Annotated in this window: 20 protein-coding genes; 7 read left to right on the forward strand and 13 right to left on the reverse strand. The window is 62.9% G+C overall.

Annotated elements, in window-relative coordinates:
- Window positions 1-12: 12 nt before the first annotated feature.
- Entirely contained in the window at window positions 13-1014 is a 1002-nt protein-coding gene (locus FKL89_RS16400; protein ID WP_337786216.1) for a LysR family transcriptional regulator, read from the reverse strand.
- Between FKL89_RS16400 and FKL89_RS16405 the strand changes: the two genes are divergently transcribed.
- On the forward strand, window positions 986-1720 hold the full coding sequence (locus FKL89_RS16405; RefSeq protein ID WP_156863813.1) for a class I SAM-dependent methyltransferase: 735 nt from the start codon (window positions 986-988) through the stop codon (window positions 1718-1720). The two genes, FKL89_RS16400 and FKL89_RS16405, sit on opposite strands and share 29 nt — an antisense overlap.
- 62 nt (window positions 1721-1782) lie before the next feature.
- On the opposite strand, the gene htpG is transcribed toward FKL89_RS16405, so the two are convergent.
- The 3 genes from htpG to FKL89_RS16420 form a co-directional block, all read right to left on the reverse strand.
- Window positions 1783-3729, reverse strand: a complete 1947-nt coding sequence (gene htpG, locus FKL89_RS16410) for a molecular chaperone HtpG (RefSeq protein WP_156863814.1) — start codon at window positions 3727-3729, stop codon at window positions 1783-1785.
- A 124-nt stretch (window positions 3730-3853) separates the two neighbouring features.
- Window positions 3854-4771, reverse strand: a complete 918-nt coding sequence (locus FKL89_RS16415) for a DMT family transporter (protein WP_156863815.1) — start codon at window positions 4769-4771, stop codon at window positions 3854-3856.
- A gap of 24 nt (window positions 4772-4795) precedes the next feature.
- Window positions 4796-6085, reverse strand: a complete 1290-nt coding sequence (locus FKL89_RS16420) for a replication-associated recombination protein A (RefSeq protein WP_156863816.1) — start codon at window positions 6083-6085, stop codon at window positions 4796-4798.
- A gap of 390 nt (window positions 6086-6475) precedes the next feature.
- On the opposite strand from FKL89_RS16420, the gene FKL89_RS16425 reads away from it, so the two are divergent.
- Window positions 6476-8200 (forward strand): sensor domain-containing diguanylate cyclase, encoded by a 1725-nt coding sequence (locus tag FKL89_RS16425; RefSeq protein ID WP_156863817.1) that lies wholly within the window; start codon window positions 6476-6478, stop codon window positions 8198-8200.
- Between the two features lie 149 nt (window positions 8201-8349).
- Here the strand turns inward: FKL89_RS16425 and lolA are convergent, their stop codons facing one another.
- From lolA to FKL89_RS16450, 5 genes are all read right to left on the reverse strand, one after another.
- The gene (gene lolA, locus FKL89_RS16430; protein ID WP_162527553.1) at window positions 8350-8973 is read right to left on the reverse strand and encodes an outer membrane lipoprotein periplasmic chaperone LolA; all 624 of its coding nucleotides are present in this window, start codon (window positions 8971-8973) and stop codon (window positions 8350-8352) included.
- Between the two features lie 5 nt (window positions 8974-8978).
- Window positions 8979-11357: a DNA translocase FtsK gene (locus FKL89_RS16435; protein WP_156863819.1), complete on the reverse strand. Its 2379-nt coding sequence runs from the start codon at window positions 11355-11357 to the stop codon at window positions 8979-8981.
- 127 nt (window positions 11358-11484) lie between these two features.
- Complete coding sequence (locus FKL89_RS16440) at window positions 11485-11805, reverse strand: c-type cytochrome (RefSeq protein ID WP_181955204.1); 321 nt, start codon at window positions 11803-11805, stop codon at window positions 11485-11487.
- Window positions 11805-12131 carry a c-type cytochrome gene (locus FKL89_RS16445; protein ID WP_156863821.1) on the reverse strand — a complete coding sequence of 109 codons (327 nt, stop codon included), beginning with the start codon at window positions 12129-12131 and terminating at the stop codon, window positions 11805-11807. The genes FKL89_RS16440 and FKL89_RS16445 overlap by 1 nt, the downstream gene beginning before the upstream one ends.
- Window positions 12132-12299: 168 nt before the next feature.
- On the reverse strand, window positions 12300-12983 hold the full coding sequence (locus FKL89_RS16450) for an outer membrane beta-barrel protein (protein ID WP_156863822.1): 684 nt from the start codon (window positions 12981-12983) through the stop codon (window positions 12300-12302).
- Window positions 12984-13167: 184 nt separating this feature from the next.
- On the opposite strand from FKL89_RS16450, the gene trxA reads away from it, so the two are divergent.
- On the forward strand, window positions 13168-13494 hold the full coding sequence (trxA, locus tag FKL89_RS16455; protein WP_156863823.1) for a thioredoxin TrxA: 327 nt from the start codon (window positions 13168-13170) through the stop codon (window positions 13492-13494).
- A 189-nt stretch (window positions 13495-13683) separates the two neighbouring features.
- Entirely contained in the window at window positions 13684-14946 is a 1263-nt protein-coding gene (gene rho, locus FKL89_RS16460) for a transcription termination factor Rho (RefSeq protein WP_156863824.1), read from the forward strand.
- A gap of 80 nt (window positions 14947-15026) precedes the next feature.
- Here the strand turns inward: rho and FKL89_RS16465 are convergent, their stop codons facing one another.
- Window positions 15027-17723, reverse strand: a complete 2697-nt coding sequence (locus FKL89_RS16465) for a serine/threonine-protein kinase (protein WP_156863825.1) — start codon at window positions 17721-17723, stop codon at window positions 15027-15029.
- Window positions 17716-18417 carry an ECF-type sigma factor gene (locus tag FKL89_RS16470; RefSeq protein WP_162527554.1) on the reverse strand — a complete coding sequence of 234 codons (702 nt, stop codon included), beginning with the start codon at window positions 18415-18417 and terminating at the stop codon, window positions 17716-17718. The genes FKL89_RS16465 and FKL89_RS16470 overlap by 8 nt, the downstream gene beginning before the upstream one ends.
- A 105-nt stretch (window positions 18418-18522) precedes the next feature.
- Here FKL89_RS16470 and FKL89_RS16475 point away from each other — a divergent pair, with 105 nt between their 5' ends.
- Window positions 18523-18945: a hypothetical protein gene (locus FKL89_RS16475; protein ID WP_156863827.1), complete on the forward strand. Its 423-nt coding sequence runs from the start codon at window positions 18523-18525 to the stop codon at window positions 18943-18945.
- A gap of 147 nt (window positions 18946-19092) precedes the next feature.
- Here FKL89_RS16475 and FKL89_RS16480 read toward each other — a convergent pair whose 3' ends face one another.
- Window positions 19093-19995: a LysR family transcriptional regulator gene (locus FKL89_RS16480; RefSeq protein WP_156863828.1), complete on the reverse strand. Its 903-nt coding sequence runs from the start codon at window positions 19993-19995 to the stop codon at window positions 19093-19095.
- A gap of 253 nt (window positions 19996-20248) precedes the next feature.
- On the opposite strand from FKL89_RS16480, the gene FKL89_RS16485 reads away from it, so the two are divergent.
- Window positions 20249-20629 (forward strand): tautomerase family protein, encoded by a 381-nt coding sequence (locus FKL89_RS16485; RefSeq protein WP_156863829.1) that lies wholly within the window; start codon window positions 20249-20251, stop codon window positions 20627-20629.
- 20 nt (window positions 20630-20649) lie between these two features.
- On the opposite strand, the gene FKL89_RS16490 is transcribed toward FKL89_RS16485, so the two are convergent.
- Window positions 20650-21003, reverse strand: a complete 354-nt coding sequence (locus tag FKL89_RS16490; protein ID WP_156863830.1) for a DMT family protein — start codon at window positions 21001-21003, stop codon at window positions 20650-20652.
- A 179-nt stretch (window positions 21004-21182) separates the two neighbouring features.
- On the opposite strand from FKL89_RS16490, the gene FKL89_RS16495 reads away from it, so the two are divergent.
- Window positions 21183-22151 (forward strand): TRAP transporter substrate-binding protein, encoded by a 969-nt coding sequence (locus FKL89_RS16495; RefSeq protein WP_156863831.1) that lies wholly within the window; start codon window positions 21183-21185, stop codon window positions 22149-22151.
- The last annotated feature ends 35 nt before the right edge of the window (window positions 22152-22186 follow it).

Here is a 22186-nt window from a genome sequence, read left to right on the forward strand (position 1 = left end):
TGCGGCAGGTGATCAGTCGCCAGCAAGTGCTTGTGCCAGTTGATCGAACACCACACGTATCCGTCGGGCGGTACGAAGTTCTCGATGCGTCACGAGCCAGATCGGGAAGCGGAAAGGCGGCACCTCGTCCAGAACCCGCACGACATTGGGCGTCGCCGCGGCAACTTCGTCCACCATGACGCCGATACCGAGCCCGCGTTGTACCAACTGCCAGTTCACCACGGAGTTGTCACTCAACACATTGAAATTGGCGTCACCCAGCGGCAGGCCGAGTGAGCGCATGTACTGGAGGAATTGGCCGCTGCGGTCGGCACCGACGAACGGGAACTTCGCCGCCTCGGCCGTTGAGCGCGGATGCCCGTTCCGGGCGACCCAGTCGCTGGATGCGTAGAAACTCGCGGTCGCGTCCCGCAGATGCCGCCCGATGAGGTCCGGTTGCTCGGGTCGTACGTGCCGCACAGCAATGTCTGCCTCGCGCCGCTGCAAGTCAGCGATCGCGTTTGACGCGATGATCTCGATCACGATGCGCGGGTTTTCGGCCTGGATGCGCGCCACAATCGGCGGCAGCAGATAGATGGCGCATGCGTCGGTCGCAGAGATGGAAACGATGCCCTCGACTGACCGCGACTGCCCGGTCGCGGCCAGCGCTAGTTCATCAGCGGCCGCCCCCATCCCGCGAGCGTGATCGAGAAGCGCCAAGCCCGCCTCCGTCAATTGCATCGTTCTCCCGACCCGCTCAAACAGCGTCACGCCCAGCTGCTGCTCAAGCGCTGACACCTGCCGACTCAATGTGGGCTGAGTCGTGCCGAGGTGCCGTGCCGCCGCTGAGAGGGAGCCCGCCTGCGCTGTTTCAAGAAACGCTTTAAGGTGGTTCCAGTCCATGCGTTTATGTATGGGAATCATGCGTGTCGGAGCGTTTTCGGCGTGAGTTATCGAACATATCATGCACGTAGAGGCCACACTGCAAGCGGGCCAGGAATTGTCAATGACAGGTTCATCCTTCTCCAGCTCCATATCGCGATCCGCCACTACGACGGCAGCACGACCCATTCGCCGCGTTGTCACGGGCGATGCACGCTTCTGGAATCGCAAAGCGCGGGCATACGCAGCGAGCAAGATCGCCGACTTGCCCGGCTACGAGCAGACGCTCGCTCGCACAATCAACTATCTGGGGCCACAGCAGGACGTGCTCGAAGTGGGGTGCGGTACGGGCAGCTCGGCGCTGCGTCTCGCCCCCTTCTGTCGCAGCTATCGGGCGACCGACGTCGCGTCCGAAATGATCGCCATCGCCAATGGGAAACTGGCGCGCGCACCCGATGCCCGTCTGCAGTTTGCCGTTGACGATGCCGCAATCTGCGATAGCGAATCTGCCAACCGTTACGACCGCGTGCTCGCGTTCAATGTGCTGCATCTGGTGGAGGATCTGGAGGCCACCGTCGAAGCATGCGCGTCTGCATTGCGCCCCGGAGGGTTGTTGATCTCCAAGACCCCTTGCCTGCGCGAAATGAACTGGCTGCTACCGAATGTCGCTGTTCCGCTGGCCCAACTCGTCGGCATGGCGCCGACCGTACACAACCTGAGCGAAAACGACCTGCTCGATTCAATGCGACATCAGGGGTTGATTGTCGTGAGTGTGGAGCGGCATGGTACGCGCGGTCAGGACGTGCGACCGTTTATCGTCGCCCGAAAACCCGCTGCGCCCGAAGCGATGTTCGTCTGAGCCAGTATGGCCGATCGGTGTGGTAGTGCGAAGCGGCCGAAACATGGCCGCCTCGGCCCCTCCTAAACCAGCAACGCATTCACCCGCTTCACGTAGGCCGCCGGGTCATCCGGCAGACCGCCTTCGGCGAGCATCGCCTGATCGAACACGATGTGGGCGAGATCGTTGAAGCGGGTTTCGTCGCCGGTGGACGCTTCGAGCTTTTTCACCAGTGCGTGTTCGGCGTTGACTTCGAGAATCGGCTTCTGGTCGGGCACGTTCTGTCCGACCTGCTTCAACATGCGCGCCATCTGCGTTGACATGTCACCATCTTCGACCACGAGACACGCGGCCGAGTCGACGAGGCGGGTAGTGACGCGCACGTCCTGCGCCTTGTCCTTCAGCGCGTCCTTGAGTTTGTCGAGTACCGGCTTGAACGATTCGGCGGCGGCCTCTGCTGCCTTCTTTTCCGCCTCATCCTGCAGCTTGCCCAAGTCCACGGCGCCTTTGGCGACCGATTGCAGCGGCGTGCCATCGAAGTCGTAGAGGAACTGCAGTGCCCACTCGTCCACACGGTCAGTCATCAACAGCACTTCGATGCCCTTCTTGCGGAAGACTTCGAGCTGCGGGCTGTTCTTCGCAGCGGCGAGTGTGTCAGCGGTGATGTAGTAGATCGCCTCCTGGCCCTCCTTCATGCGTGCCTTGTAGTCGGCCAGCGAGGTCATTTCACCGGGCAGGATGGTAGACGGGTCCGCGCCCTCCTTGCCTTCGCGCGACACGCCTGACGAGGCGAAGCGCAGCAGTTTGGACAGGCGCTCCCGGTTGGCGAAGTCTTCGCCCAAACCTTCCTTGAGCACAGCGCCGAACTCTTTGTAGAAGTCCGCGTACTTGGCCTTTTCGGCGTCGTCACCGCTAGACGCCAGATCGTCTAGGATGGTCAGCACACGCCGCGTGTTGCCCTCGCGGATGGCCTTCACGTCGCGGCTTTCCTGCAGCAGCTCGCGCGAGACGTTGAGCGGCAAATCAGCAGAATCGACCACGCCCTTCACGAAGCGCAGGTAGACCGGCATCAGTGCTTCGGCGTCGTCCATGATGAACACGCGCTTCACGTAGAGCTTGAGGCCCGCCTTCTTGTCGCGGTTCCACAGGTCCTGCGGCGCCTTGGCCGGGATGTAGAGCAACTGCGTGTACTCGGTGGAGCCTTCCACCTTGTTGTGGCTCCACGCCAGCGGAGCTTCGCTGTCGTAACTGATCTGCTTGTAGAAATCGGTGTATTGCTCGGCGGTGATATCCTTCTTGGGCCGCGACCAGAGTGCGCTGGCCTTGTTCACCGTCTCCCACTCGTCCCTGACAACGTTTTCCTTTTTCTCGGCGTCCCACTCCTCTTTCTGCATCAGGATCGGCAGGGAGATGTGGTCGGAGTATTTGCCGATAATGGACTTCAACCGCCATGCGCTTGCGTATTCCAGCGCGTCATCGCGCAGGTGCAGGATGACGCTGGTGCCGCGCTTGTCACGGGTGATGCTCTCCACCTCGAATTCACCGGTGCCGCCGCTGATCCAGCGCACGCCCTCGTCGGCCTTGAGGCCGGCGCGGCGCGATTCCACGGTGATCTTGTCGGCGACGATAAAGCCGGAATAGAAGCCCACACCGAACTGCCCGATCAGCGCGCCCTGCTCCTTGGCATCGGCCTTTTGCGAGGCTTCAAGCTTGCTGACGAAGTCGCGCGTACCGCTCTTGGCGATGGTGCCCAGGTTGTCGATGGCTTCCTGTTGCGAGAGGCCGATGCCGTTGTCGGTGATGGTGAGGGTTTTGCCGTCCTTGTCGAAGGCGACGCGTACTTCGAGGTTCGGCTGGTCTTCCCACAGCGCCGCATTGCCCAGCGCCTCATAGCGGAGCTTGTCACAGGCGTCGGAAGCGTTCGAGATCAGCTCACGCAGGAAGATCTCCTTGTTCGAATACAGCGAATGGGTAACGAGGTGCAGCAGTTGGGCGACTTCGGCCTGGAAGGAAAGGGTTTGTTTGCTCATGGTGTGTCTGCGATCAGTTTGGCAATGGCGATTCGCCGCTTGCCTTGTGGACATTGGTTCTCACGCGGACATGGGGCCGGTGATCGGACTTTCAAGCGTCGACGGTAGTCGGTCGGCGAGCGTGCTACTCCGGCGCCGACTCAAGCACACGGTCACGCGCCCGTGCCCGCTCGGAGATGACCATGTACAGGCCGGCGGCGACGAGCAGCGCAATGCCTGCCCACGCGAGGGCGTTCGGGATCTCGCCCCATACGACGAAGCCGATGGTCAGCGCGGCCAGTAGCCCGGAGTAACGAAACGGCACGATCAGCGACACGTCACCTGCCCGCATCGCGCGGATGAGCAGCATGTAGCCGCTGCTCAGAAACACCGACGCGGCGGCCAGCATGGCCAGTTGGGCCAGTGTGACCGGCTGCCACTGCTGAAACAAGGACAGCACGGCACCGGAAGCGGTGACGGCAATCGCGGTACCAATGGTGATGAGAATTGACGGTGTACCGGGGTTGATGCGGCGCGTGTACAGGTCACGACAAGCGACGAAGAACGTGCTCAACAAACACACCAGCGAATAGCCGTTGAAGCCCTCGCTACGTGGCTGCACGATCAGCAGCACCCCGACAAACCCGATGGCGATGACCAGCCAGCGCATGGCGCCAATGCGCTCGCCCAGCCAGAGCACCGAGAGCAGCGTGATGCACAGCGGCGCCGCCATGTTGATTGCCGTTGCGTTGGCGAGTGGCAGATGAAATAACGCCGTGAGAAAGGTCATCGTCGACACAGCGTCGAGCACCGAGCGTGTGATCACCGGGCGTTGCCACAGATCGCGCAGGCGGGCTTCCGGCCCGCGCACCAGCCCCATCCACCAGGCACCAGCAAACAGGAACACGATGGCGAACAGGCCGCGAATGACAATCAGTTGCCCGCCAGGCAGCGACTGGCTGGCGTACTTGACGAACGCGTCATTGATGACGAAGGACGTCATGGCGCCGATCATGGCGAGAATGCCGCGGCGGTTGGCGGCGGCCTGAACGGAGAGTGTCATTGGGTGACGTGGCTTTCTTGCTGCTTACTTCTTGCCATTGCGTTCGCGCAGGGCGTCGAGCTTTTCCCTGATTTTGGCTTCCATGCCACGGTCCACCGGCGCGTAGAACTGTTGCGCTGGCATGTCGTCCGGGAAGTACGCTTCACCCGCAGCAAATCCACCTTCCTCATCGTGCGCGTAGCGATAGCCGTCGCCATAGCCGAGGTTTTTCATCAGCTTGGTTGGCGCGTTGCGCAGGCGCAGCGGCACCGGGCGGGTGCCGCTTTCGGCAGCTGCCTTGCGGGCCTTCTTGTACGCGGTGTAGACAGCGTTGCTCTTGGCGGCGACGGCGAGGAATACGCAGGCTTCTGCCAGTGCGAGTTCCCCTTCCGGTGAACCGAGTCGCTCGAACGCCGCAACTGCAGCAAGCGTGATGTCCAGCGCGCGCGGATCGGCGAGGCCGATGTCCTCACTGGCCATGCGGATCATGCGGCGGCCCACGTAAAGTGGATCGGCGCCCCCCTCCAGCATGCGGCAGAACCAGTAAAGCGCGGCGTCCGGATCGCTGCCACGCACGCTTTTGTGCAGGGCGCTGATCAGGTCGTAGAACTGCTCGCCGCCCTTGTCGAAGCGAGCTCGGGCTCGCGTCAGCGAACCTTTGACGAAATCGACGGTAATCTGCTCGACCTTGCCTGCGCGCACGGCCGCGTCGAGCTGCTCAATCGAGTTCAGAAAGCGGCGGCCGTCGCCGTCGGCGTAGTCGATCAGCAGTTGCTGCGCATCGGCATCGACGGAGTAGGTAGCGTCCAGCGCCACCTTCGCGCGCTGGAACATCGTCGCCAATGCGTCGTTGTCGAGCGCTTCCAGCACGTACACCTGCGCACGCGACAGCAGCGCGGAATTGACCTCGAACGACGGGTTCTCGGTGGTGGCACCGATGAAGGTAAACAGGCCGGACTCGACATGCGGCAGAAAGGCGTCCTGCTGGCTTTTGTTGAAGCGGTGCACCTCATCGACGAACATGATGGTGCGGCGATTGAACTGCTCGCGCGTCATCTGCGCCCGCTCGACGGCCTCGCGGATGTCCTTGATGCCGGCCATCACGGCGGAGAGCGCGATCATTTCCGCGTCAAACGCATCGGCGAGCAGTCGTGCCAGGGTTGTTTTGCCGACGCCCGGCGGCCCCCAGAAAATCATCGAGTGCGGCACGCCGGCCTGAATGGCGTTTGCCAACGGCTTGCCTTCGCCCAGCAGATGCCGTTGTCCGACCACTTCGGCAATGGATTGGGGTCGCAGGCGTTCGGCCAGCGGTGCGTTTCTCGACGGGGAAGCCATGCCGCAATCGTAGCAAGCGACCGCCTTTGCACCGGAATGCTCGGCGCGGGGCGGTCAGACAACTGACATTCCGATCTTTCTGGTAATTTACCCGCCGCCCGCATTGCGATGCGCTGACCGCAGCGGTGGCCCGTGACTGGCGAGGCAACTGACACCATGACTGAAAACCGCATGCACACGACGATGCGGCCAGATCGCGAGGTAACCCGGCTGCGGCTCGTCAGGGAATCACCGTGAACACCGTTGATGCCGCCATGACGTGAGCATGAGCGGCAGTCTGGCGGCTTTTGATACAAGGGGTTACGCCGTCCGCAGCGGCCCGCGCCCCGTCTCGCGCCCTGTGACGCTCGGCGCGTGGCCGCCAGACAACGGCGAGCTGGATTGATTCTGATGTCTCGAATGTTTTCGTCGTTGCGCGCTGCCTTGCTGATCCCGTTCGTCGGGGTGGTGATACTGGTGGCAGTTTCGATTTCGCTGCTGTCGTACCAGACTGGTCTCAAGGCCGTCGATGAACTCTCAGAGCAGTTGCTGCTGGATATTTCCAACCGAGTGACGCAGGCGACCAGCCGCCATCTGGCCAGCTCGTCCGTGGTGCTGAATGCGGTCGCACCCGACGTAGCGGCAGCCGGTAACGCCCCCAGACATTCCGATCTGGTGCCCGACTTGCTGCCACAGTTCGAGCAGCGCATGTGGATCGCGGCCAACCTGTATCCGGGCAACGAGGGCTACATCTATTACGGCTCCCACAAAGGCGAATTCGTCGGCCTCAACCGCAAGGCCGATGGCGACTATGAGCTGCGCTGGCGCGAGCTTGGCACTGCGCAACGGACGATCTACACCACCCACGGGCCTGGCCTGCGTGATGCCGTGTTGCGCACCGACAACTACGACCCGCGCGCCCGGCCCTGGTTCGCCGAGGCCACGCAGCGCGGCTCCCTGACCTGGTCGTCGGTCTATGTCGATTTCACGACGCGGGCGTTGACGGTAACGCTGGCAAAACCGGTATTCAACCAGCAGCGGGCCCAGCGCGGTGTGGTCGCCACCGATATCCCGCTGACAGCGCTGACTGAATTCGTCCGCGGGCTGCAGGTCAGCCGTACTGGCGTGGCGTTTATCGTGGAACGTGACGGCACGCTGATCGCCACCTCGACGCCGGAAGCCCTGTTCGGCGACAACCCGGGGCAGCCGGTTCGCCTGCGTGCCAGCGAGAGCACCAACCCGCTCGTGCGGCGGGCGTGGGAGCAGTTGCGCGCCAACGTCGAGCCCACCCGCAGCACGGTGCGCGGCGTCGAGATTGCGCGCTACTCATTCGATGGTGACGACGGTCGCGTGCACATGAGCGCCACTGCGCAACGCGACAGCGCCGGACTGGACTGGACGATGGTGGTCGCAGTGCCGCGCTCCGACCATATGGGCAACGTGCAGCGCACCATCCTGCAAAACGTCGCCATTGGTCTGGCCGCCGTCGGGCTGGCCATCGCGCTCGGGCTCTGGATCATGCACCGCGTCACCAGCGACGTGCGGCGGCTGTCGGAGGCCACCCGCCTGCTGGCCCGCGGGCAATCGCCGGAGCGGCTGTTCAAGGGGCGCAGTGATGAGCTGGGCGTGATTGCGCGGGCGATGGAGGACTTCAAGGACGGGCTACTGGTGGACCCGCTGACCGGCGCCCTGACCCGGGCCACCTTCGAGAAGCGCTTTGCTGCGCTGATCAGTCAACAGCCCGATGCCACGCTGGCCATCGTGTTCGTCGATCTTGACCGCTTCAAATTGGTCAACGACGAGCATGGGCACGCGGTGGGTGACGCGGTACTGGCTGTCTGTGCGCAGCGCATCGCCTCGGCAATGCGTCGTGACGACGTGCTCGCGCGCTATGGTGGCGATGAATTCGTGCTGATGCTGTCGGGCATTCCGTCCGATGAAGCGCTTGACGCCCAGCTCGCACGGCTGACCGCCGCGCTGGACCAGCCGGTCGCAATCGCCGGCATCGAAGTCACCGCCGGTGGCTCCTGCGGCAGCGCGCTCTACCCGCGCGATGGGCGCACGCTGGAGCAACTGGTGAAGGTGGCGGATGCCCGGATGTACGGCGTGAAAAAGGCACGTACGGGGCGGCGCTAACTACCCGCCGCCTGAGGTTCGGGCGAAGTCAACTTATTACGCTATCGACCTCCGTGTGCGGCGCCGGGCCCCATTTCACGGAAAGTCGACTTTTCAACCAAATGCGTTCGAAGCCCAGGCGAAACGGGCTTCTAGCCAAAAAGTTGAATCTATTGCTTGAGGACGTCAGCGCCCTTGGGCGGCGCGAACGAAAAGGCATCAGCACCGAGCTTGCCGTTCTTCGCCAGATCGCCGAAGCGGATAGTGTTGGCATTCTGCAGCGCATCGCGCCAGGTGAGCTCTTTCGGCTGCAAGGCCACCATCGCCACCCGCAGGTCAGTGAACGGCGCGTCTGCCTTCTTTGACTTCGCCTCGACGTAGCCAATCGATCCCGCCGGGTCCAACGCTTTCAGCTCGAACAGTTTATCGGCAGCGGTCGGGTCCAGCAAAAGCGCCAAAGGCTGCTCGCTGACCGTGTCACCCAGCTTGCGGATGGTGACCTGATTGAGGTCTTCGTCATACAGCCACACCGTGGTGCCATCGCTGACGATGGTCTGCTTGTACGGTTTCTCGTAGATAAAGCGGAATTTGCCCGGCCGCGCGATGGCAAAGCTCCCGGACGACTGCCGGCTGACGCGACCGCTCTTGTCGCGCACTTCCTGCGTGAAGGTGCCCGCAAGCGACTGCAGATCGCGCGTGTACGAACGGAAGTCAGTGAGCGCACTGGCCGGCGCTTGCGCGAAGACAGTGCTGCCGAGTAACAGTACGGCAGCAACAGTGACGGTAGATTTCATCAGTTTCATTCTTCCCGCTTCGGTGCCAGCACTTCGCGTTTGCCCATCGCATTGGGGCGGCTCACGATGCCGGCCTGCTCCATCGCCTCGATCAACCGCGCGGCGCCGTTGTAGCCAATGCGCAGACGGCGCTGCACGTAGCTGATGCTGGCCTGGCGGCTCTCCACCACGGCGGCAACCGCTTCGTCGAAGCGCGGATCTTTTTCACCATCGTTCGACCCATCGCCATTGATTTCGTTCAGCGTCTCGGCGTCGGTGCCTTCGAGCACGCCCTCGATGTATTGCGCCGGCGCCTGCGCCTTCCAGTGTTCGACGACACGATGCACCTCGTCGTCGGTCACGAAGGCACCGTGCACGCGGTTCGGCACGCCAGTGCCACCGAGCATGTAGAGCATGTCACCACGGCCCAGCAGCGCCTCGGCACCCATCTGGTCGAGGATCGTGCGGCTGTCGATCTTGCTTGCCACCTGGAACGCGATGCGCGTCGGCACGTTGGCCTTGATCAGGCCGGTGATCACATCCACTGACGGCCGCTGCGTCGCCAGCACCAGATGGATGCCCGCAGCGCGCGCCTTCTGGGCGAGCCGGGCGATCAATTCCTCGATCTTCTTGCCGGCGACCATCATCAGGTCGGCCAGCTCGTCGATCACCACCACGATGAACGGCAATTCTTCGAGTGGCTCGGGCTCGTCAGGCGTCAGCGAGAACGGATTGGTCAGCGGCGAACCTTTCGCCTTGGCTTCGCGTACTTTCTGATTGAAACTGGAGAGCTGCCGCACGCCCGCATGCGACAGCAGCCGGTAGCGCCGCTCCATCTCGTTGACGCACCAGTTGAGGCCGTTGGCCGCGAGCTTCATGTCGGTCACGACCGGACACAGCAGATGCGGAATGCCCTCGTAGATCGAAAGCTCCAGCATCTTCGGATCGATCAGCATCAGCCGCACTTCGCGCGGCTCCGCCTTATAGAGCAGCGAGAGGATCATCTGGTTGATGCCCACCGACTTACCCGAACCCGTGGTGCCCGCGACCAGGCAGTGCGGCATGCGGCCGAGATCGGCAACCACCGGGCGGCCCGCGATGTCCTTGCCGAGGCCCATCGTGAGCAGGCTCGACGAATCGTTGTAAACCGCACTGCCGAGAATTTCGATCAGACCGACCGACTGCCGCTGCGGATTCGGCACTTCGAGGCCCATGCAGGACTTGCCGGGGATGGTCTCGACCACACGGATGCTCATCACGCTCATGGCGCGGGCGAGATCCTTGGCGAGATTGACGATCGAATTACCCTTGACGCCCACATCGGGCTCGATCTCGTAGCGCGTGATGACGGGGCCGGGATAGGCCGCGAGCACCTTGACCGGTACATTGAACTCGGCGAGCTTGCGTTCGATGAGGCGCGAGGTGAACTCGAGCGTCTCGGCCGACACCACCGGCTGGTCTCTCGGCACCGGCTCCAGCAGCGCGAGCTGCGGCAGCGTCGAATCCGGCATCTCGGCGAACAGCGTGGTCTGCTTTTCGCGTTCAACACGTTCGGACAGCACCACCGGCTCGAAGGTCTCGACGATCCGGATCGGCTCGTGCTGCTCGACTCGGCGCGTTTCTTCCTGAACATATAGATCGCGCAGTTCGACTTCCGGCGCTGCGATCTCAAAGTCGCGCTTGATCTCGCGTGTTTCCTCGCGTCGGGCACGCCAGCCCGCGAAGCCATCCAGCAGCAAGGCGCCGACGCGCTCGCTGAGATCAAGCCACGGAATGGCAAACGCCAGCGTGACGGCAACGAAGATCAACACAATCAGCAGCAGCGTCGCCGGTACGAAACCAACCAGTTTGAGCAGTGGAAAGCCAAGGCTTTGCCCGAGCGCACCGCCGCCGCCCTGCGGCAATCCGGCAAACCAGCGGTGCATGGCAACCGCCTCCAGCGCACTGCTGCAGGCAATAAGCAGCGCCAGCCCGCCGAGGCGCCACGGGAGTGACAATCCCGGCGCCCAATCACCCGTCTCGTCGGCCTCGTCCGCCTGTGGGCGGAACAACGACACCCGTGGCATGGCGCGCCAGATCGCCAGCGCGGCAAAAGCAAGCAGCCACCAGACCGTGGCGCCGAAAACAAAATAAGCAATGTCGCTGACCCAGGCGCCAAGCGGGCCCAGCCAATTGCGAACGCTGGTGGCACGACCGCTGGTAGACCAGGCCGGGTCTGCCGACTGGTAGCCGAGCAGCGCTACTGCGGCGGCAATCCACGCCGCGAGCAACAGCAACCACACAATCCAGCGGCGCAGCGCCTCCAGCCGCGCCGATGCCGGCGATGCGCTACGCGCGGCGCGCGCGCCACGGTTGCGGCGATTGGCCGGCGGCCGAATCAGCAGACTCTTCAGTCGTTCAAACATCGACCAATTCTATTGGGCGCCGCAGCACGGCTGCCAGGCACCAGATGCTCGGGCGCGTCAACACGACCTGGGCAACAAAAAAGGCGCCGTGTTTGCACAGGGCGCCTTTCCAAGAAGCAGCCTCCGGTCAGTACTTGGCCGCCAGCGCAGATTTCTGCGACGCGAAATAGGCTGACAGATTCTCGATGTCCTGCTTGCTCAGCGCCTTGGCAAAACCGCCCATGATGGCATTGTTGCGCTCGCCGGACTTGTAGTCGCGCAGGGCCTTGGCGATGTAGTCGCGATGTTGGCCGGCCAGCCGAGGATTGTTGGGGTCAGTGCTGTTGCCATCAGCCTGATGGCAGGCCGCGCACACTTCCTTGGCCTTGGCAGCGCCAGCAGCCACGTCAGCTGCTTGCACAGCGCCAGCAGCAGCCACCGCGAGGATCGATGCGAGAAGCTTGTTCATTATTTGGCCTCCGCGTAATAGGCGGCAAGATCGGCCATGTCTTTGTCCGACAGGCTGGCAGCGATGCCGCGCATGCTCGGATGCTTGCGTTCACCCGATTTGTAAGCCTTCAGCGCATTGACGAAATAAGTCGAATGCTGGCCAGCGATCTTGGGCACGTGGTAGACCTCGGGGAAGGCAGTGCGCCAGCCTTCAATGCCGTGACATCCCTGGCACATCTGGATCTTTTGAGCGCCTGCCTTGGCGTCACCTTGCGGCGCCTGGGCGAGGGCTCCGTTAGCGCCAGCCCAGCCGAGCGCGGCAATCAACAACGCGAAGCGTTTCATGGAGCGAGTTCAGGAATTTTGGAAAATCCTATCGATTATAAGCACTCGCCCGCAATGTTGCGGCGCTTCCGGGTTGCCAAGGCCACTTTGCAACCCGCCACGTTTGCCGCGATCAACAGAAATTGCGGCCGCGGTGTGCAACACCGCGGACTTGCCAACGGTGGTGTCCTAGAAGTCGAAACGCAAACCCGCAGAAATGAGGTTGTAGTTCAGGCGCCCATTCGCTTTGGTGTCCGTCGCCGTCCACGCAAAGGTCTTGCCGACACCGTTCACGCGCTGGTAGTCGAGCGTTGCGGCCATGTTGGGGGCGAACTGCCAGGCTGCGCCCACGCCAAGATGCAGGCGGGCCTGCCGGGTATTCGGCGCGCTGAAGCCGTCGGAGTCGCTGTACTTGAGACTGGTTTCCATCACGCCGACGCGGGCGTTGAGAGAAAGGTCCTTGGCCACCGGGAGGCGGCCTACCAGATCAAGCGACACGCCGGATGCCTTGAAATCGCCACGGACGAAGTAGTTGGCAGTCGACCCGAATACTTCGTAACTGGAACGGCGGCTGCCGAAGTCGGTGTAGCCAAGTTCGGCGGCGAGTTGCGGCGTGAATTGATAGCCGGCGTAAATCCGGCCCCCAAAGCGGGAACCATTGTTGAGCGAAGCGCTGTTAACGCGGAACAAAAGCGGATCCACGGGCGGAGTCGCAGAAAAAACCTGCCCGCTGTAGTCGCCATCGGTCATGGCGGCGCCAACACCGAACCCGGCGTAGAACGGGCTCTTTTGTTGCGCAAAAGCAGTCGCGGTCAGCAACAAACCGGCGGCAACGACGGAGGTTCGAAGGAGGGAGGGGTTACGAAGCTTCATGGAGACCAATCACTTTTTTCTAGTTGAAACCATCACTAGACCTGTCGTTCGCGAGCGAGTTCCCGCCTCGCCGTCATCCATCGTCAAGCGCACGGCAGTCGGCCAGACTTGCAATTTCCCGTCGCAACATCAACTAACATTCATCTTTGGCATCAACCGACGGACGCGACAGGAAAATTCACCCATGAGCGAAAACATCACCCACGTTACCGACGCCACCTTCAGCGACGACGTACTCAAGTCCGATACGCCCGTGCTGGTTGATTTCTGGGCGGAGTGGTGCGGCCCGTGCAAGATGATTGCGCCGGTGCTGGAAGAAGTCGCCGTGTCGCACGCCGGCAAGATCAAAATCGCCAAGGTCGATGTCGATGACAACCGGGAAGTGGCCGCCAAGTACGGAATCCGTGGCATTCCGACGCTGCTGCTGTTCAAAAACGGTGAACTGGCCGCGCAAAAGGTTGGCGCGCTGTCGAAGGCCCAACTGACCGCTTTTGTTGACAGCAACGTCTAAGCCCGTCACAATTCGGTTTCAGTAATGCCCCGCTGTCCTGGCGGGGCTAAATTCCCCAGCAAAAACAAAGTCTTCAGCGCGCAAGCGCCAGTCTGTTCACACATTCCCCTTTCGCGAGCCCGCTCCGCATGTTCATCGCGTTGAGCCGCTCATTCCGCCGCCCGAGGGTGGCCACTCACTCCCTACAGCATGAATCTCGCTGAACTCAAAGCCAAATCCGCCGCCGAACTCCTCGAAATCGCGACCGCTCACGAGCTGGAAAACGCGAACCGCTTCCGCAAACATGACCTGATCTTCGCCCTGCTCAAGCAGCAGGCCAAGAAGGGCGAAAGCATCCGCGGCTCCGGCGTGCTCGAAGTCCTGCCCGACGGCTTCGGCTTCCTGCGTTCGCCCGAGGCGAGCTACCTGGCCGGCACCGACGACATCTATATTTCACCGTCGCAGATCCGCCGTTTCAACCTGCACACCGGCGACTCGATTGAGGGCGAAATCCGCACCCCGAAAGAAGGCGAGCGCTATTTCGCGCTCACCAAGCTCGACAGCGTCAACGGCCTGCCCCCCGAGGCCGGCAAGAACAAGGTGCTGTTCGAAAACCTGACGCCGCTGTTCCCCGACGAGCCGCTCAAGCTCGAGCGCGAGATCAAGGCCGAAGAAAACATCACCGGCCGCGTGATCGACATCGTGGCGCCGATCGGCAAGGGCCAGCGCGGCCTGCTGGTCGCCCCGCCGAAGTCCGGCAAGACCGTCATGCTGCAGCACGTGGCGCACGCCATCGCCAGCAACCATCCCGACGTCGTGCTGATCGTGCTGCTCATCGACGAGCGCCCCGAAGAAGTGACCGACATGCAGCGCACCGTGCGCGGCGAGGTCGTCGCATCCACCTTCGACGAGCCCGCGACGCGCCACGTGCAGGTCGCCGAGATGGTCATCGAAAAGGCCAAGCGCCTGGTCGAACACAAGAAAGACGTGGTGATCCTGCTCGACTCGATCACCCGCCTGGCCCGCGCCTACAACACCGTGATGCCGTCGAGCGGCAAGGTGCTGACCGGCGGCGTTGAGGCCAACGCGCTGCAGCGCCCCAAGCGCTTCTTCGGCGCGGCGCGCAACATTGAGGAAGGCGGCAGCCTGACCATCATCGCCACGGCGCTGATCGATACCGGCAGCCGCATGGACGATGTGATCTACGAAGAATTCAAGGGCACCGGCAACATGGAAATCCACATGGATCGCCGCATGGCCGAAAAGCGTGTCTACCCGGCGATCAACATCGGCCGCTCGGGCACCCGCCGCGAAGAGCTGCTGCTCGAGCCGAGCGTGCTGCAAAAGACCTGGATCCTGCGCAAGCTGTTCTCCGAAATGGACGAGATCGAGGCGATGGAAAAGCTGCAGAAGCACATGCGCGAGACCAAGAACAACAAGGAGTTCTTCGAGGCGATGACGCGGGCGCGCTAGTGCGTCCCTCGGCCGGCACGATTCCGGCCCGTCTCGCTTGTTCGTGATCGCCGGCGCCGCCGCTTTTGGCGGCGATCATCCTATCGTTTGTCATTGCCGCTTTTTCGCGGCAGTGACGCCAATGCGGCCTCCGCGCGCTGGACGCCTGTTTTCAACAGTTGCAGCATTTCGCCATTGTCGCGCTGGATCATGTCTTCGATCTGTGGCAGCAGGCGATTGGCCTCACGAAACCCCTCTACGGCCTCGGCGATCATCTGGGCGCACTCGCCGCCCGTGGGAGCAGCCGGGCTCGCGCACAAGCGCAGCTTGACCTCCGCACTCAAGGCCGCCATTCCCACCCTCACGGCAACCCCCTGACGCTCCGCAGCCAGGCTGGCGGGCAAGGTGGCCGCTTCGGCCAGAGTCGCCTGCACCAGCGCGTGCAGTGCCACCGGATCGGACCTTGCTGACAACTCCATTTCGATCTCGGCCATCGCGGCGGCAACGGAGTTCAGCTTTGCTTGCGCCAGATTTGGCTCGAGTCTGGCCAACGCCTGCGCGTGCTCGCGGGCACGCCGAAAACCGTTTCGTGCGCCGTTGAGATCACCTGCCTCGCGGGCCAGTTCGGCCGCCATTGAGGTGGCGAACGCGAGGTTGGCCAGAGTGCCGACTTGCCCCGGGCGGGCGAAATTCAGCGCTTCGAACGCGCGAACTGCCTCATCGCCCAGTTGTCGCGCCGTCGCTTTCGCAATCTCGGGCGGTGCGTGCTCCGAGGCAACGGTCGCGACGTAAAGCGTGGTGATCGCACGCTTGCCTTCCACCTCGGCATGCAGATCGGCGGCAAGGCGGCGTTGTGCCAGCTCCCGATGAATGGCCAGCGCCTCTTGCGCCAGCGACCAGCGTTCGGCTGACGGTACGTCAACCGCTCCCAGTCTCGCCGCTTCGATCAGTGCATCGGCGCGGGCCAATTGCATCGATTCATTGGCCGCGAAAGTCACCGCGGTACGCGCCAAACTGATCGCCGCTGCACGCTGTACGCCCGCTTCCCTGGCATCACTGGCGTTCACCAGCGCAGCGGCAAGCTCGGTGCGGGCCGCCAGCTCCAGCCGGATGCGCTGCATCGCATCAGCACCGTTCGCTGCAGCCTGTCCAATCAAAGCAAGTGCACGCTGCAACAAGGCCGCTTGCGATTTCGCATCGGCCAGGTCCCGAGACTGCACTTTCGCCAGATTGATAAAGCCCTTGGCCGCCTCAAGTGCCAGCGCCGGGTCTGACGCTGAGTCCTTCGCCAGCGCCGACAAATACTCGGCGCCGGTATCTACCATTTCCTTCTGCACGGCCCTGGTACCGGGAATCTCCTGCAACTGGTCGAAGAATTTGAAGATGAATCCGTTGACCAGAGTGCGCACATCGGCAAAGTGGCGTTCTGCGCGCGCCTGCGCCAGCCGTGCCTCACGGGCCTGCCACGCGGTCGCAGCAATGCCGCCGAGCAATCCCACGACCGCGAGCGCGGCAAAGCTTACGGCCCAGCGGTTACGTGAGACGAACCTGCTGGTGCGGTAGCCGAAGGTATCGGCTCGGGCGCGCACCGGCAGCCTCGCGCGATAGCGGCGTACATCGTCAGCGAGTTGTTCGGCGGACGCATAGCGCCGTTCCGGCTCCTTGCGCAGCGCCATCAGCACGATGTTGTCGAGATCGCCGCGAACGCCGTTGCGCAGGCGGCGCAGCGCTGCTGATGGCAAGGCCGGGGTAGCAGCACCGCTGACCAGTGTGGGCGTCAGCGCGCTGCTCGGCACATCGGGACTGCGCTCGCAGATTTCGCGCGCCAGATCCAGCGGCTGCGTTGACCTGGCCCGGTACGGCGAGGTGCCGGTCAGCAACTCATACAGCACAACGCCGAGCGCGTAGATGTCGGTGGCAGTAGTGACGGCTTCGCCGCGGACCTGTTCCGGGCTGGCGTACGCGGGTGTCATCACCTGCTGGGTGACGAGTGCAGCGCCGGTGTCGGCCTCAACCAGCTTCGCGATGCCGAAATCGAGCAGCTTGACCACGCCGTCCTTCGTCACCAGGATATTGCCGGGCTTCAGGTCGCGGTGCACCACGAGCCGCTGGTGGGCAAACTGCACTGCGGCGCACACCGCCTCGAACAGCGCCAGCCGTTGCCCGAGCGGCAATGCACGCGCTTGCGCATATTGCGTGATCGGCTCGCCGTCGACGTACTCCATCACAAAATATGGCAACCCCTCTGCGGTGCTACCACCGTCAAGCAGGCGCGCGATGTTGGGGTGATCGAGACTGGCGAGGATCTGCCGCTCGGCCACGAAACGTTCGACTACGTCGGGCCGCTCGCGACCGTCACGGATCAACTTGATCGCCACATCCTGCTGGTAAGCATCGTCGGCGCGCACCGCCTTGAACACCGCGCCCATGCCACCACGGGCGATCTCGGCCACGATTTCCCAGGCACCAAGTCGGCGGCCAATCCAGGCTACCTCCGGCTTGTCCGCACCGTCCGGTCCAAGTCCTTGCGCCAGCGCATCTCGCACCTGTTGCGCCACCTGCGTGCGCTCCAGCGTGTGAGCGTCGCTGTCGGCGAGACGCAGGAATTGCCCGACTTCGGCGTTGAGTGCAGAGTCGTCACCGCAGGCAGCCTCAACAAACGCGCGGCGCCGGGCCGGATCGGTAATCTCCAGCGCGTCGGCAACGATGTCGCTGACCCGTTGCCAGCGCTCGCGCTCGGCCTCTGAAACCACGTCCACGCTGCTCGTGGACGGCGCCGATGGCGGCTGCTCACTCATCGCGAGCGGCCGCGATTTCGCGTTGCAGGAACAAACGGGCAACCGCCCAGTCTCGCTTCACAGTGGCGATGGAAAGGCCCAGCACCTCCGCCGTCGCCTCAATCGACAGGTCGCCGAAAAAACGCAGATGTACGACGTCGGCCTGCCGGGGGCTGAGCGCCTGCAAACGCTGCAGGGCCTGATCAAGTGCGATGAAATCCATCTCCTGCGCTACGGCCGCGTCAGTCGCGTCCGCGTCGCGCGCAACGAGCTGGCGGGTGGCGTGATCGGCGTAGCCGGTGAGCGTGCGGTCGAGGCGGGTGATGTGCACGTCACCACCACGCTTGACAGCACGTTTCGCCCGGGCGTGATCCACCAGCACGTGACGCATGATGCGCGCAGCAAGGCGGAAAAAATGGCTGCGATCCCGAGGCGACAGGCCGGTTGCCTCGCACATGCGCGCGTAGGCTTCGTTGACCAGTGCGGTGCTCTGCAGCGTGTGGTCGGCCCGTTCGTGGCGCAGTTGTGCGCGCGCGACGCGCTTCAACGCCGCGTAGATCTGCGGCGTCAGCTCGTCCACCACCGCCTGCGCCTCGGTTTCGTCGCCACCGGCGAAGCGCGCCAGCGGGCCTGCAAGCGCTGTTGGTGCATCGTGGATGGCATCGATCAATTCGACCAGTGGCGGTTCAACGGTCGCGGCGGTCGGGTGCTGCATGGGTTCAGTATAAGAAAGCAGTGAGCATTTCATGCCGTCGGCATGAGCCGTTTTGACATCGAATGCGCTGGAGGTGATGGTGTAGACCCCTTTCAGGAGCACAACATGACATCCGTATCACTCCGTGCCATCGTCGTCAGCACCACCATCGCGCTTTCGGGCATCGCGACCGTAGTGGCGCCGGCGGTCGCCCACGCCGACTGGGACGCCGCCGCCGAGGCACGTGATGCCGCACGTCGGCAGGCCGCCCGCGAGGCCGCAGCCAAACAGGCTGCCGAGGTGCAAGCGCGCAGGGCCGCCGCGCAGGCCGAGGCCAACAAGCGCCTGGCAGACGATTACCGCAAGCGCTACGGTCAACGCGCCAAAGGCATGAGCGATGAGCAAGTGCTCACCGCCGGTCGCCAGTGGGACGCCGAGCACACAGCGAAAGCGATGCGTGACGCCACCGAGGCGATCAAACACCTGCCGCCGGAGCAGCGAGCGATGGCCGAGCAGATGATGAGACAGGCGGCACAGCAGCAAAAGTAGCCGGCGCGGACGCTTTACAGCTTTTTGCTGAGGTCGCCATTGCAATTGGGCTCAGACCGTGTTTTTGCCCAAAGTCGACCCAATCGGCCAAAAAAGATCGGCAAAACCGGGGGCACATCCCTTGAACACAGCGATTTTGCGCGGCAGCTATTGCTGTGAATCGCTGAATTGCGGCAGCCACTCCGCCCAGAAATCCACGCAAGCCCGAATCTTCGGTAGCCGGTGCCGCTCGGGCAGCATCATCGCGTAAACCGGCACCACCTGCTGGTCGGTGAATCTGGCGAGCACTTCGACCAGTTCGCCACGCCGCACCAGCGGTGCCGCGATCAGGTCGTGCACGCGACAGATGCCGAGGCCAGCCAGCGCCATTTCCTGGGTGATCGCCGTACTGCTGGCGCGCAGCTGACCGTGCGTTGGGCGCACGACCATCTTGCCGTCGATCACAAACGGCCAGTCGTTGAGTCGCGGCGCGGTGCTGGTAGTGATGATGCGATGTTTCGCCAGGTCGTCCGGGTGCTTTGGCTTGCCGTGCTTTTTGAGGTAAGCAGGGCTGGCGTAGAGTCGGCGCCCGTGGCTGCCAATCTGGCGGGCGATGACCTCCTCGGTTTGGGTGCTGCCGGTGCGGATGGCGATGTCGATACCGTCGCGGCTCATGTCGACCAGCGCATCGCTCACCTGCAGCTCGATGGTGAGGCCCGGATGCCGTGCCACCAGCGCCGGCAGGCTTGGCACCAGCACGTGCTGCGCCATGTTGGCGCTTACTGCGACGCGCACCACGCCACGCACATTGCGGGCGCGTGAGGTGAATTCGCCGTCGAGTTCGTCCAGCGTCTGCGCGATGTTGCGGCAATAGCCGAGGAACACCTCGCCTTCCGCCGTCAGCGACAGGCCGTGCGTCGTCCGGCGCAGAAGTTGCACGCCGCAATGTGCTTCAAGCTGGCTCATCGTCCGCGAGATCTGGCTCACAGCCACGTCACGCTCGCGCGCCACCGACGACAGCGTGCCCAACTCTGCCACCCGTACGAACAGCCGCAGGTCGTCAAGATTCATGCGATTCCCAGCCTCAGTCTGCTTTTGCAGAAATTGCAAAAGCGAATTGCACCACAGATCGTTTCCGGATGTGCGACGGCAGCCTATTGTTCGGGGCGTCGCGAATGCGCGAAACATCCCTTGAGGAGAAACTCATGTCTTACTACGCCGTCCCGCCCTATGCAGAGCGCCTGCAATTTCACCGCGAATTCTGGCGCGCAGTTGCCCACTGGCTTCGTCGCTCGCCAAAGCCACAAGTCTGCGGAGGTGAATGATGCCGCTGGTCACCCTCACCACCTGCAAGCCGCAAAGCGCCGATTGCAAATCCGTCGTACTTGATGCCATTCATGCTGCGCTGGTCAGCGTGGGCGTGCCGGCGGCTGACCGCTTTCAGCGCGTCATCGAGCTTGCGCCGGACAATGTCCGCATCGACCCGGGCTATCCCGATGTTGCGGGCGCCCGTAGTGACAACTTTCTGCTGATCGAAATTCTCTGGTCAGTCGGGCGCAGCGTGAAGGTGAAGCGTGCGCTGCTCGCCGATCTGATGGCGCGGCTCATGGCCGGTGGCATCGATACCGAACAGGTCATGGTGGTGTTCAAGGAAGTCGGCTGGGAGAACTGGTCATTCGCCGGTGGGCGGATACTGCACGCCTAGCAGGCGACGCTGGCGGACGTCTACGCGCCCCGGAACACAAAGTAAACCGCCCCGAGCAAACACAACCCCGCCCACAGAAAATCCAGCTTGACCGGCTGGTTCATGTAGTACACCGCGAACGGCACGAACACCGCGAGCGTGATCACCTCCTGCATGATCTTCAGTTGCGCGATCGAAAACTCGGTAGCGCCGAGCCGATTTGCCGGCACCTGCAGCAGGTATTCGAACAGCGCAATACCCCAGCTCACCAGCGCGGCGATCCACCACGGTTTGCTGGCCAGATTCTTCAGATGCCCGTACCAGGCAAAGGTCATGAAGACGTTGGACAGGATCAGGAGGCCGGCGGTCTGGGCCCAAAGTGGAAGACTGGTCATGATGCGGCAGGTGCGATGATTGTGGTGGCAAGCCGGGTTATTGCTAATGAAGTTTAGTCGGCGGCCGCGCCTTCGATTGCGTTACGCTTCGGCAGTCGCGCGCCGGACCGGTCTGCCGGTATCTGGCGTGGCAAACGCATCATCACGACACGAATACCGTACGAACACAAGGAGGACTCATGAAATTGAAAGCTATTGCTTCGGCAATCGGCGTCGCCGCCGCGCTCACCCTGTCGCAGGGCGCCTGGGCGCAAATGAAGATCAGCATTTCGGTCGCACAGAACTCGCATCAGGGTATCGCCATCGACACGATGGCGAAGGAAGTGGAGAAGCGCACCAATGGCCGCATCAAGATTCAGCCGTTCTATTCGGGTTCGCTCGGTGGCGAGCGCGAGTCGATCGAAGCAGTGCAACTGGGCACCCAGGAGCTGACTTTCACCTCCACCGGCCCGGTGCCGAACTTCGTGCCCGAGGCACGTATCCTCGACATCCCGTTCCTGTTCCGTGACAAGGCGCATGCCCGCGCGGTGCTCGACGGCCCGATCGGCCAGGAGATGCTGGCCAAATTCGAAGCCAAGGGCTTCAAGGCGCTGGCCTGGGGCGAGAACGGCGTGCGCCATATGACCAACAACAAGCGGGCCGTCAACGCACCGGAGGACCTGAAAGGCCTGAAGATGCGCACGATGGAGAACCCGGTGCACATTGCGGCCTACAAGGGCTTCGGCATCGTGACCACGCCGATGGCGTTCCCCGAAGTGTTCACTGCGCTGCAGCAGGGTACGGTGGATGGCCAGGAGAATCCGCTGTCGGTAATCATGGCCGCGAAGTTCGAGCAGGTTCAGAAGCATCTGTCGCTCACCGGTCACGTCTATTCACCCGCGATTTTCCTGATGAACAAGGCGGCCTTTGACAAGCTCTCTGCTGCCGACAAGCAAATATTCCTCGACGCCGCCAAGGAGGCTGTCAAGGCCAACCGTGCACGCGTGGACGAAGACGATGCCAAGGGCGTTGCCGAGCTGCGCTCGAAGGGCATGCAGGTCATTGACGTCGACAAGGCGAAGTTCGTCTCGGCGCTTGGCCCGGTTAACGCCGAGTTCGAAAAGCAGTTCGGCAAGGCGAACATTGATCGTATCCGCGCGGTGAAGTAGTTAGCGACCGTCGATACTCGGGAGGCCCGCCCATG

Source organism: Casimicrobium huifangae (assembly GCF_009746125.1).
Classification (GTDB): Bacteria; Pseudomonadota; Gammaproteobacteria; order Burkholderiales; family Casimicrobiaceae; genus Casimicrobium; species Casimicrobium huifangae.